General features: G+C 65.1%; 13 protein-coding genes. 7 read left to right on the forward strand and 6 right to left on the reverse strand.

The genetic code is table 11. From position 1 onward, the window contains the following. Window positions 1-197: 197 nt before the first annotated feature. The 3 genes from R0382_RS05050 (at window position 198) to R0382_RS05060 (ending at window position 2,970) form a co-directional block, all read left to right on the forward strand. Window positions 198-1,394, forward strand: a complete 1,197-nt coding sequence (locus tag R0382_RS05050) for an MFS transporter (RefSeq protein ID WP_432722890.1) — start codon at window positions 198-200, stop codon at window positions 1,392-1,394. A gap of 9 nt (window positions 1,395-1,403) precedes the next feature. Then, window positions 1,404-2,351, forward strand: a complete 948-nt coding sequence (locus R0382_RS05055) for a GlxA family transcriptional regulator (RefSeq protein WP_432722892.1) — start codon at window positions 1,404-1,406, stop codon at window positions 2,349-2,351. A gap of 256 nt (window positions 2,352-2,607) precedes the next feature. Further along, entirely contained in the window at window positions 2,608-2,970 is a 363-nt protein-coding gene (locus R0382_RS05060; RefSeq protein WP_432722894.1) for a hypothetical protein, read from the forward strand. Here the strand turns inward: R0382_RS05060 and R0382_RS05065 are convergent. Next, window positions 2,967-4,460: a YifB family Mg chelatase-like AAA ATPase gene (locus tag R0382_RS05065; RefSeq protein WP_432722896.1), complete on the reverse strand. Its 1,494-nt coding sequence runs from the start codon at window positions 4,458-4,460 to the stop codon at window positions 2,967-2,969. The two genes, R0382_RS05060 and R0382_RS05065, sit on opposite strands and share 4 nt — an antisense overlap. A 122-nt stretch (window positions 4,461-4,582) precedes the next feature. Between R0382_RS05065 and R0382_RS05070 the strand changes: the two genes are divergently transcribed. From R0382_RS05070 to R0382_RS05080, 3 genes are read left to right on the forward strand one after another with little or no spacing between them, the layout of a single operon-like run. Beyond that, a complete protein-coding gene (locus R0382_RS05070) occupies window positions 4,583-5,617 on the forward strand; it encodes a sensor histidine kinase (RefSeq protein WP_432722898.1) in 1,035 nt (344 codons plus the stop codon). Continuing rightward, entirely contained in the window at window positions 5,583-6,332 is a 750-nt protein-coding gene (locus tag R0382_RS05075; protein ID WP_432722900.1) for a LytR/AlgR family response regulator transcription factor, read from the forward strand. The genes R0382_RS05070 and R0382_RS05075 overlap by 35 nt, the downstream gene beginning before the upstream one ends. 2 nt (window positions 6,333-6,334) lie before the next feature. Beyond that, window positions 6,335-6,748, forward strand: a complete 414-nt coding sequence (locus tag R0382_RS05080) for a DUF2721 domain-containing protein (protein WP_432722902.1) — start codon at window positions 6,335-6,337, stop codon at window positions 6,746-6,748. A gap of 1 nt (window position 6,749) precedes the next feature. On the opposite strand, the gene R0382_RS05085 is transcribed toward R0382_RS05080, so the two are convergent. The 5 genes from R0382_RS05085 to R0382_RS05105 all read right to left on the reverse strand — a co-directional run bounded on the left by R0382_RS05085 (window position 6,750) and on the right by R0382_RS05105 (window position 11,044). Beyond that, window positions 6,750-7,091, reverse strand: a complete 342-nt coding sequence (locus R0382_RS05085; RefSeq protein ID WP_432722904.1) for an antibiotic biosynthesis monooxygenase — start codon at window positions 7,089-7,091, stop codon at window positions 6,750-6,752. A gap of 62 nt (window positions 7,092-7,153) precedes the next feature. Further along, entirely contained in the window at window positions 7,154-7,528 is a 375-nt protein-coding gene (locus R0382_RS05090) for a diacylglycerol kinase (RefSeq protein ID WP_432722906.1), read from the reverse strand. A 19-nt stretch (window positions 7,529-7,547) separates the two neighbouring features. Then, window positions 7,548-8,291, reverse strand: a complete 744-nt coding sequence (locus R0382_RS05095; protein ID WP_432722907.1) for a BPSS1780 family membrane protein — start codon at window positions 8,289-8,291, stop codon at window positions 7,548-7,550. A gap of 215 nt (window positions 8,292-8,506) precedes the next feature. Further along, window positions 8,507-9,700, reverse strand: coding sequence for an acetate/propionate family kinase (locus tag R0382_RS05100; RefSeq protein ID WP_432722909.1), 1,194 nt, complete (start codon window positions 9,698-9,700; stop codon window positions 8,507-8,509). Further along, window positions 9,701-11,044 (reverse strand): bifunctional enoyl-CoA hydratase/phosphate acetyltransferase, encoded by a 1,344-nt coding sequence (locus tag R0382_RS05105; protein WP_432722911.1) that lies wholly within the window; start codon window positions 11,042-11,044, stop codon window positions 9,701-9,703. A gap of 168 nt (window positions 11,045-11,212) precedes the next feature. Here R0382_RS05105 and R0382_RS05110 point away from each other — a divergent pair, with 168 nt between their 5' ends. Then, window positions 11,213-11,677 carry a hypothetical protein gene (locus tag R0382_RS05110; RefSeq protein ID WP_432722912.1) on the forward strand — a complete coding sequence of 155 codons (465 nt, stop codon included), beginning with the start codon at window positions 11,213-11,215 and terminating at the stop codon, window positions 11,675-11,677. Window positions 11,678-11,734 lie beyond the last annotated feature (57 nt).

Consider the following 11,734-nt stretch of genomic DNA (forward strand, 5'->3'; position numbering starts at 1 on the left):
GATGAAGCGGACGATTATCGGCAATGCTTATTTTTTCAGTCAACAAAAGAAAGACAAACGAAAGAATTTAGTGGCAAATGCAAGAACACGCACGATGCAATGTGCATAAGTCTCTGGCAGAATTTGATGCAAACTTGGCATTTAAGCCAAATGCACCGGTGCCACACTGGGTCATCGCCATCCACAGGAGCACCACCATGTCCGAGCCGGCTTCCCGCCACAACGTCCGTACCCTGGCAATCTGCCAGGGCTTGTATATCGCCGCGATTTCGATCGACCTGACGCTGACCGGGCTGGCCGGCTTCACACTTGCCAGTGACAAACGACTAGCCACCTTGCCGTTCACCATCATCATCATCACCGCCGCGCTGACGACGCTGGTCGCCGCATCGCTACTGAAGCGCATCGGCAGGCGGTGGGGCTTTGCCATTGGCTCGGCGGTCGGTGCGCTTGGTGGGCTGACCTCGGCATTGGCGATGTTCCAGCACGATTTCGCGCTGTTCTGCGTCGGCACCGCGTGTATCGGCGTATTCCAGGCGTTCGCGCAGTACTACTCGCTTGCCGCGGCCGACGAGGTCAGCGGCGATGCCAAGGCGCGGGCCATTTCGACGGTGATGACCGGCGGCGTGCTCGCGGCCTTGCTCGGGCCGCTACTGGCAAAAAACGCACAGGACTGGTTTGTGGCGGTGCCGTTTGCCGGTGCCTATCTGCTCGCCGCGCTGCTTGGACTGGTGTCGCTGGCGCTGATCGGGCTGATCTACCGCGATCCGCCACCGAGCAGCGCCGCCAATGTCAGCGGGCCGGCACGGCCGTTATCCACCATCGTCGCCCAACCGGTGTTCTTTGCCGCGATCGCCAATAACCTGATCGCCAACGCGGTGATGATCGGCGTGATGACGGCAACGCCGCTGGCCATGCTGGCCTGCGGCTATGGGGTGGCCGACGGCGCCGGGGTCATCCAGTGGCATATGCTCGGGATGTTCGCGCCGGCCTTCATCTCCGGCCGGCTGATCAGCCGCTTCGGCGTGATGCCGGTGTCGCTGACCGGTGCCGCGATGATCGCCAGCTGCGCGCTGCTCGGCCAGAGTTCGACGTCGCTGCCGGTGTTCTATGTCGCGCTGATGCTGCTCGGCGTCGGCTGGAACTTCATGTATGTCGCCGGCACCACCTTGCTGGCGCAATCGTACCGGCCGAGCGAACGCGCCAAAACCCAGGGCAGCAGCGCCTTCGCCAGCAGCTGCGCCGCCGCACTCGGCTCCTTCATCGCCGCGCCGTGGCTGCAGCGCTACGGCTGGAGCTCACTGAACGCCGCGGTGCTGCCACTCTTGCTCGTGCCGGTACTGGCAACGCTGTACTGGCGCTTTGCCTCCCGCCCGGTCGCCGCTGCGGCCTGAGGATTTCGCATGCCCCGCCACGTCGTCTTCCTGCTCTACCCCGACGTCAACGTGCTCGACGTTGCCGGGCCGCTCGAGGTGTTCTCGCAGCCGGTGCGCAACGGCTTCGCCTTGCCGGCGCCGTACCGGACGACGCTCGCGTCGGTGAGCGGCGGGCCGATCCGCAGCTCGGCCGGCGCCGAGTTCACCACGGTGCCGCTGGCGTCGCTCGACCGCGATGACATCGATACGCTGATCGTCCCGGGCGGCCAGCCCTACGACGTCGCCGTCGTCGGCGCACTGCCGGACTGGGCGCCGCGGGCGCGCCGCCTCGCCAGCGTCTGCACCGGCGCGCTGCTGCTCGCCGCCGCCGGCATGCTGGCCGGCCACCGTGCGACAACGCACTGGCAGTATGCAGCGCGGCTGAGCGAGATCGACCCGCGCATCGTCGTCGATACCGATGCGCTCTACATCAACGACGGCAAGATCTGGACCTCGGCCGGTATTTCGGCCGGCATCGATCTGGCACTGGCGCTGGTCGAAGCCGACCTCGGCCACGCGGTGGCGATGCGCATCGCCAAGCAGATGGTCGTCTTCCTCAAGCGCCCGGGTGGCCAGTCGCAGTTCAGCGCCGCGCTGGCTGCGCAAAGCCGGGATGCGGGCTTTGCCGGGCTGATCGCCTGGATCGCCGCCCACCCCGACGCCGACCTGCGCATCGATGCGCTCGCCACGCGGATGAATATGAGTCCGCGCAGCTTTGCCCGCCATTTCGTCGCCGCCACCGGACAAACACCCGCGGCGGCGGTCGAGGCGCTGCGGCTCGACGCCGCCTGCCGCCTGCTGACCGAGACCGCGCTGCCGCTGAAACGGGTCGCGGTCGATGCCGGGCTTGGCGACGCCCAGACCTTGCGACGGGTGCTGTTGCGACATCGCGGCATCGGCCCGCAGGACTATCGGGCACGCTTCGGCAGCCGCTAGGCATGGCTGAGCCGCTGCACTCGCTTGCCTTGGGGCTGCGGCGGCAGGCTGTCCATCGGGACGCTTCGCGTATCTGGCCGACAGCGTTGCGGCGGGACACACCTGCCGGAAATGCCCTTCGAGTACGGGACGCGCCCAGTCTCCGTTCCATGGCGAAATACGCGCCAAAGTGAGCTGGATCATGGCGCCGCCGGTAGTAATACCGCAACCTCTGCTGGCTAGGATCTGTCTACCGTCAAACCCCAAGGAGTCCGAGTTGCAAGCTCTTGCCAGGGCCATCGGCCACGCCCGGCTGCAGGCCGTCATCGACGACTTCGTCGACACATTGAAACGGCACCCGTGGTTTGCCGTGATCAATGCGCGCATGCCCGAATTCGACACCCTGCGCCGTACGCTGCTGGCGTTCTGGCATGCGGTGCTCGACGGCGAAAGCTACCGCCTGCCGCCGGCACTGCCGCACTTTCCAGCCATCGACGACCACCCGGTCAGCAAATGCGAGTGGCGGACCGTCAACGCCTTGTTCGCCGAATCGATCGACCGCCATGTCCCGCCGCATCTGGCCGCATCGTGGCGGCAACGGCTCGACCTTGTCAGCCAGTCATTGCCGCTGAACGGCTAGCCCAAACCGCGCCGGTACTGCACCGCCTCGGCGATATGGGCCGCGGCAATCGCCTCGGCACCGGCCAGATCGGCAATCGTCCGCGCCACCCGCAACACCCGATGAAACGCCCGTGCCGACAGGTGCAGACGCGTCAGCGCCGCTTGCAGCATCGCCTGTCCGGCCGCATCCACCGCGCAATACGCGTCGATGTCCTTGCCCGCCAGTGCCGCATTCGGCTTGCCCTGCCGCGCGACCGAACGCCGACCGGCCCGCTCGGTGCGATCGCGCACCACCGCACTCGCCTCGCCATCCGGCGCCGACAACAATGCCGTGTCCGGCAAGGCCGGTACTTCGACGATCAGATCGATCCGGTCCAGCAAGGGTCCGGACAAGCGGCCACGATAGCGCGCCACCTGCTCGGGCGTGCAACGGCACGCTTTCTGCGGATGCCCCAGATAGCCGCAAGGACACGGGTTCATCGCCGCGACCAGTTGAAAACGCGCCGGAAAACACGCCGAGTGCGCGGCGCGGGCGATATGCACCTCGCCGGTCTCGAGCGGCTCCCGCAATACTTCAAGCACCTTGCGGTCGAATTCGGGCAGTTCGTCCATGAACAGCACGCCGTGGTGCGCCAGCGAAATCTCGCCGGGCTGCGGCACGCTGCCGCCACCGACCAGAGCAACGGCGCTGGCCGTGTGATGCGGGTGGCGAAACGGACGCTGGCCGAAACGCCGAACATCGAAGCCGGCGCGCGACAAGGACTGCACGCTGGCGACATCGATCGCCTCGTCGGCGGCCAGCGCCGGCAACAGCCCGGGCAGCCGCTGCGCCAGCATCGACTTGCCAGTACCGGGCGGGCCGATCAGCAACAGCGAATGCCGGCCCGCCGCGGCGATCTCCAGCGCCCGCCGCGCCTGCAGCTGGCCGCGCACGTCGGCCAGATCGGGATGCGTCTCGACGGCGGTGATCGGCGCCGCCTCGGCACGCGGCAACGCTTCACCGGCGGCAAAATGCCGGCACACCTGCAGCAGGTGTTCGGCCGCCAGCACCATCGCGCCGGGGTACAAGGCCGCCTCGGCCGCGCACGCGGCCGGCACGATCAGCGTCCGCCCGGACTGCGTCGCCGCCCGCGCCAGCGCCAGCGCACCGCGTACCGGCCGCAAATCGCCGGCCAGACCGAGCTCGCCGGCAAATTCGTACTGGTCGAGCTGATCGGCCGGGATCTGGCCACTGGCCGCAAGCAGGCCGATCGCCATCGGCAGATCGAACTGGCCCGACGACTTCGGCACATCGGCCGGCGCCAGATTCACCGTGATCCGTCGCGCCGGGAATTCGAAACCAGCGACGCTCAGCGCCGCGCGGACACGTTCGCGCGCTTCGCGAACCTCTACATCGGGCAGCCCCACCAGCGTGCAGGCCGGCAAGCCATTGGCGAGATGCACTTCGACGGTGACCGGCTGCGCGGCGAGACCGAGCAGGGCTCGGCTGTGGATCAGGGCAATGGACATGGCGTTTCCGGGGCGGGGGCGAAAGACCGACAGGCGGTAAGGATCGACCGCAAGGCAGGCAAAAAACCGACGAACGGCGGGTTTCGTTATAGTTGATGCTTTCGAACCCGTACCAAGTCCTTGTGAGCGCCCAGACCGTCATCGACGAGTTGCCCGATTTCCGCTCGCCGAGCGTGATGCTGCACGCCCTCGTCTACTCGCACCTGCTACTGCTGCTGCACACGCTGGCCGACCTGCCGCGCTGGGCACACTGGGCGCCGCGCGTCGCCGGCTCGGCGATCTGGGTCGAGCTGGTGCTGCTGCCGTCGCTGGCGATCCTGGCCGGGCTGGCGCCGACACTGGCGCGGCTGCCGTACCGCTTCGGCGTGTTCATCGTCTGCACCGTCACCGTCGGCTGCGGCTGGATCGGCCGGGCGCTGCTGATGCCGATCCAGGCGAATCCGAATGCCCAGTTCGCGCCCGAGCTGATGATCCTGCTGTCGACGCTGGGTTTTCTGTGGCTGTTGCAAATGCGCCACCGCGCGCTGGTGCCACGGCTGGCCGAAGCCAGGCTGTCGGCATTGCAGGCACGCATCCGGCCCCACTTCTTCTTCAACAGCCTCAATGCCGTACTGTCGCTGATCCGCTACGAACCGGCCAAGGCCGAGGAAGCACTGCAGGACATCGCCGACCTGTTCCGCGTGGTGATGAAGGACAACCGCAAGCTGGCGCGGCTGGTCAGTGAAGTCGAGGTGGCCGAGCGCTACCTGAACATCGAGATGATCCGCCTCGGCGACCGGCTGAAGGTCGACTGGCAGATCGACGACATGCCCGAAAACGCCGCGGTACCGCCGCTGGTTTTACAGCCGCTGCTGGAAAACGCCATCTATTATGGCGTCGAGCCCCTGCTCGAGCCGCCACCGATCCAGATCCGCATCAGCCAAGCCCGCGACCGGGTGCATCTGTTCGTCCGCAACGCCTTGCCGGCGAACACGGTACGGGTGCGCGAAGGCAACGGCATGGCGCTGGAAAACATCCGTGAACGATTGCTGCTGCACTTCGACACCGAAGCCAGCCTGACGACAGAAGCCGGCAGCGACTATTATCAAGTACACATCTTGCTGCCCTACCGGGAGATTTTGCATGACGACGCCGCTGCGCCTTTTTCTCGTCGATGACGAACTGCCGGCCTTACGCCGCCTGCAGGACGTACTGGTCGACTGTGCAGACGAGTGCCCGCACGAGATCGTCGGCACCGCAACCAATGGCATGTCGGCGCTGAGCCAGTTGGCCGACGCCGACGCCGACGCCGCGATCATCGACATCCAGATGCCACAAATGAGCGGGATCGAGCTCGCCCGCGAGCTGCAGTCGCAAGAGCATCCGCCGGCGGTGATCTTCGCCACGGCCTTCGAGGAGTACGGCGTTGCCGCCTTCGAAGTCCGCGCGATCGATTACCTGCTCAAGCCGATCCGTCGCGAGCGACTGATCGAAGCGCTGAAACGCGTCGCCCAGGCACGGCAGGCGCGCAGCGAAGCGGCGCCGTCGTCGCATGCCCGCAGCCATTTCAGCGTCACCGAGCGCGGCCGCCTGCACCTGATTCCGGTATCCGAAGCGCGTTACCTGAAGGCCGAGCAGAAATACATCACGCTCAAGACGCGCGAACGCGAATATCTGCTCGAGGATTCGCTGACCCGGCTCGAAGAAGAGTTCGGCAGCCAGTTCGTCCGCATCCACCGCAACTGCCTGATCGCGACCGATGCCCTCGCCGGTTTCGAGCGCGCCGCGTCGAACGGCGGCGAAACCCACTGGGTCGCGGTGCTCAAGGACCTGCCCGAGCGGTTGGCGGTCAGTCGCCGTCAGCAGCACGTGATCAAGGACTTCAAGAAGTAATAATGAACGAACTGAGTCTGGCGACGCCGTCGCTGTTGTTTCCGGCGATTTCGCTGCTGATGCTCGCGTATACCAACCGTTTTCTCGCGTTGTCGACGATCATCCGCCAGCTCTACGACACCCACCGGCGCAGTCCGCACGTCAACAATCTGCGCCAGATCGGCAACTTCCGCCGCCGCGTCGCGCTGATTCGCGGCATGCAGGCCTTTGGCGTCGTCAGCCTGCTGTCGTGCATCGTATCAATGATACTGGTGTTCTTCGGCAACACCGGGCCGGCGCAATTCATGTTCATCGTCAGCCTGGCACTGATGGTGCTCTCCTTGCTGCTGTGCCTGACCGAGGTACTGATTTCCGACACGGCGCTGAACATCCTGCTGCAGGATATCGAGCAGGACCTGCGCAAGCTCGATCGCTGACTCAGACCGGCACAGCCGCGTTGAGCATGGCCGCCGGGTGGTCGGCGAAGTGGCCGTCGCCATAGGCACGCACGACCTCGGCAATGACGATCTGGAAGCCCTTGTACCAGCGCTGGTACTGGCGCTTGGCTTCGATGTGATGCGGATCGCGCATCAGCGCCTGCAGGCCGCCAAGTGCATGCCAGTAGTAGACGACACAGCGCCGGCCATTCTGCGGATTTTCCCAGTATTCCTCACCAGCAAAGTCCGGATGGTTGCGCGCAGCGGCAGCGATCAGCGGGTCAAGCCGTTCGAACTCGGCGTCGTACTGCTTTTTTTCAAAAATGAAGGTGCTCGAATACACGGCGCGCTCCGGTCAGCCCAAAGCCACGCAGTGTATCCATTTCCAATGACGTCAGGAATACATCAGCGTCCAAACAGGGCCAGCGCCCACATCAGCGCCAGATTGCCCAGACAGACGAGCTGCGCCGCGCTACCGAGGTCTTTGGCGCGCTTGGCGAGATGATGTTTTTCGAGCGAGGTGTGGTCGACCGCCGCCTCGATCGCCGAGTTGAGCAGCTCGACGATCACCGTCAGCACATGGCTGCCGACGACCACGGCGCGTGCCCACGCCGGCAGCGGCAACACGAAGGCCGCGACGATGCCGGCGACGGCCAGCATCGAGACCTGGCGAAACGCCGCCTCGTTGCGCCAGCCTGCGCCGAGGCCGTCGAGCGAGTAGCCGAGCGCATTGACCACACGCGACATGCCGCGCTTCCCCTTGAACGGACTTTCCTTCATTCCCTGCTCCAGCAAGCAATCAACGCGTTTCAAAGACGTCGGCGTAGGCGGTGTAATTGGTCAGCAGCACGATCGGAATCAGCGGAATCAGGCCGAGCATCATCGGAATCATCGCGATGATTGTCAGCAGGCTCAGAATCGCCGATGCCAGCACCACCGGCAGCCAGTTGCGCCAGAACCCAACCAGCGACAGCTTCATCGCCTCGCTGGCCGACACGCCGTGCAGCATCACCAGCGCCGGCGCGAAGAAATAGCTGCTGTAGACGACGAGCATGCCGATCAGGCCCAGGACGACGACGAGCACGCCGCTGCTACCGATTTCGGGGCGATCGGCCATCGTCTCGGCGTTGCGCCACGCCTCGAACGTCTCGGTCAGGCCGAACAGATAGAGCAGCGCCACCAGCAGCAGCGCGACGACCATCACGCCGATCAGGTAATACAGGCCGACGCGGAACAGCTCGCGCGGGCGCTGACGGAAGCCGGCGAACAGATCGCCGATCTCGGGCGGACGCCCCTGACTCGCGCCCTGCGCCGACCACATCACGCCGCCCAGCAATACCGGCGTCAGCACGGTCGAAATCACGTTGATGAAGGGCAGCAAGGAAAGACCCATGACGATGACGAGAAAAACCAGCGAGATCAGCAGCCACTGCAGCCAGTGGGTACGAAACAGCCGTGCCGCCTCGACGATCCAGCGCCAGCCGTCGCCGGCGGGCAGCCGGCGCGCTTCCGGCGCGCTATCGATGACAATTTCGTTGTCCATGGTCTCTCCTTGTTGTTGTAACGGCACCGCGGATGCGGGTTTCACCAGACCGGTAAGACCTGGGTTTGTTCCCAGTTTAAGGGGTGTTGCCGCAACAGTCCGCAGGGATGCGACCAGGCTGCGGTCAGTGTGCCGGGCAATGATGTAATCACGATGAAACCCGTGAACGCAAAAAGGCCGGCGAACGCATCGCCGGCCCGGGCATTACAGGCCGATCAGCCGGCGATGCAGGTGCGCGATGCGCGCGCGATCACCAGCTCTTCATTGGTCGGGATCACGTAGACGGCGATCTTGCTATCGGCCGTCGAGATCCGCCGCGGTTCGCCCGAACGGATCTTGTTGGCGGCCTCGTCGATCTCGATGCCGAGCCAGCGCAGCTGGCGGCAGACGTCGAGACGCACGTCGGCGCCGTTTTCACCGATGCCGGCGGTGAACACCAGCGCGTCGAAGCCTTCCAGCGCGGCGGCCAGCGATGCCGCCTCGCGCACGACCTTGCTGACGAAATAATCGATCGCCAGCTTGGCGCGCACGCTGCCGCTGTCTTCCAGATCACGCATATCGCTGGAAATGCCCGACAGGCCCAAGAGACCCGATTGCTTGTACAGCAGGTCTTCGATCTGCTGCGCATCCATCTTCAGATGGTTAATCAGGTGCAGCACGACGCCGGCATCGATCGAGCCGGTGCGGGTGCCCATCGGCAGGCCTTCGAGTGCGGTGAAGCCCATCGTCGATGCGATGCCCTTGCACGCCAGCAGCGCCGCCATCGACGAACCGTTGCCGAGGTGGGCGACCACGGTGCGGCCTTCGGCAGCCTTGGTGTCGATCTGCGGCAGCACGCTGGCGATGTACTCGTACGACAGGCCGTGGAAACCGTAACGGCGGATGCCTTCCTTGAGCGACAGCTCGTACGGCAGCGCGTACAGCTGGTTCAGTTCGGGCTGGCCGGAGTGGAAGGCGGTATCGAAGCAGACGACTTGCGGCACGCCCGGCAGCAGCTCGCCCATGATCTTGATCGGCGTGATGTTGTGCGGCTCGTGCAGCGGTGCCAGCGGGATCAGCTTTTCAAGTTCGCTGATCACTTCCGGCGTCACCAGCTCGGGCTTGGAAAAACGCGTGCCACCGTGGACGACGCGATGACCGACGACGCCGATCTTGCGGCCGGCGGTAACGGTCTCGAGCCACTTGAGGATGTGGCGCAGCGAGGTATCGTGGCTCTTGGGCAGCGCGGCCGGCAGATCCTCGTCGACCAACTTCTTGTCGGACGCGTCCTTGGCGGTGAAGTGCGGCGTGACATAGATGCCTTCCATCTGCCCCTTGTAGAGCAGCGCCGGATCGGCCGGGGTGTTGTCGAACAGCGAGAACTTGATGCTCGACGAACCGGCATTGATGACGAGGAGAAGATCGTTCATTTAATGGCTTCCTTTGGCATGCGCCACCAGCGCCATCACGGCGGCAGAGGCAAGACGGGACTTCACATCGTCGGCACGGCTGGTCAGCACGATCGGAACGCGCGCCCCCAGCACAATGCCGGCGGCTTCGGCCCCGGCGAAATAAATCATCAACTTGGCCAGCATATTGCCGGCCTCGATATCGGGCACGATCAGCACGTCGGCCTCGCCGGCTACCGGCGACTCGATGCCCTTGGCCTGCGCTGCCGCCTTCGAGACGGCGTTGTCGAACGCCAGCGGCCCGTCGAGCACCGCACCGGTGATCTGGCCGCGATCGGCCATCTTGCACAGCAGCGCCGCATCCAGCGTCGATGGCATCTTGTCGTAAACGGTCTCGACCGCCGACAGCAGCGCGACCTTGGGGCGCGCAATGCCGAGCACGTGCGCCAGATTGATCGCGTTCTGGGTGATGTCGACCTTGGCGCCCAGATCCGGCGCAATATTGATCGCCACGTCGCTGACCAGCAGCGGCCGGCCGTACGCCGGTACATCCATCACGTAAACGTGCGACACGCGCTTGCCGGCGCGCAGGCCTTCCTTGGCCATCACCGCGCGCATCAGTTCGTCGGTATGCAGCTTGCCCTTCATCAGTGCCTGCGCCTCGCCGCTGCGGCACAACGCGACGGCGGCTTCGGCCGAAGCGACGCTGTGCTCGGTATCGACGATGCGCAGATCGGCGAGATTCAGCCCCTCCTGATCGGCGACCGCGCGGATTTTCGCTGCCGGGCCAACCAGGATCGGCGTGATCAGGCCGGCCTCATACGCTTCAAGCGCCCCGCGCAGCGAGGCATCATCGGTCGGATGCGCCACGGCGGTCGGCACCGGCGGCAGCTGGGCAGCACGGGCGCGGAGGTTACTGAAGACGTGGTACTGCCGCAATGTAAGTTGTGGTGGTTCGTCGAAGCGGTTCTCGCGCTTCACCGTCGGCGGGATCAGCGTGATCGGCCCGGAGGCGATCACCTCGCCGTCCTGGTTTTCGCAGCGGCAGTCGACGATCACCTGCCGCGTCGCCGCGTCCTTTTCCTGCACCGTCAGCGCGATCGACAAGGTGTCGCCATCGCGAATCCAGCCGAACGACTGCATTGAATGGCCGGCCAGAATCGATCCGTTCCCGGGAAAGAAGTTGGTTGCCGTCGACGACAGTAGCGAAAATGCACCAATCGCCGGTGCCTGCAGCTTGCCGCCGATCTCGCGTGAGCCGGCGATCAGCGCAAACAAGGTAAGATCGCCCGGCTTGACCACGTGCGTGCGGGTGTAGCGCATGCCCGGCTGGATATCGTCGAACAGAATGTTTTCCTGGGTCATCGGTCTCTTCTTCCACTGGGCTGAAACGAGAAATATGCCCACATCGTAGAAAGGCCATTGTTGCACTGCAATTAAAAAGCCGATCGGGCTACATTAATGACAAATGTCTTGACGCTTGTTGGTTAAGATCAAGGCCCCACGGTTCCCGTCACGTAGATATTTACCGCCATGGCTGCCGACACGACTACCCATCTGATTTGCGCGCCGGACTTCGACGGCGTCGCCACCGTGACCGCGCTGCAGTATCCGGTCGGCACCCCGATCGCCGGCGACGCCCGGCTACTGACCCTGGTGTTCGACAACGGCAGTGACCAGCACGTTCACGCCCCCGAAGCCGGCATCCTGAACGGCTATACGGTGGCCGCCGGCGATCCGGTGCGTGCCGGCGAGCTGCTCGCCTTGATGGATATCGAGGAAGCGCCGACCGGCTGGCTGTTCCCGCCCACGGCGACGCCGGCCGTCGCAGACAACGATCGAGCCGCCAGCCCGGTCGACTGGCTGATGGTGTCGGTCGACGCCGCCCGGCTGGCGGCACGGCTCGGCGTCGACCTGTCCGAGCTGGCGGCGCCGGGCCGGATCGACGTTGCCGATGTCGAACATTTCGTGCGCGAAAAGCTGGCCCGGCCCCGCTGACCACCAGCCAGCATGCAAAACGCCCCGCATTGCGGGGCGTTTTGACTGGGATCGCAG

This window comes from Jeongeupia wiesaeckerbachi (assembly GCF_050916355.1).
Lineage (GTDB): Bacteria > Pseudomonadota > Gammaproteobacteria > Burkholderiales > Chitinibacteraceae > Jeongeupia > Jeongeupia wiesaeckerbachi.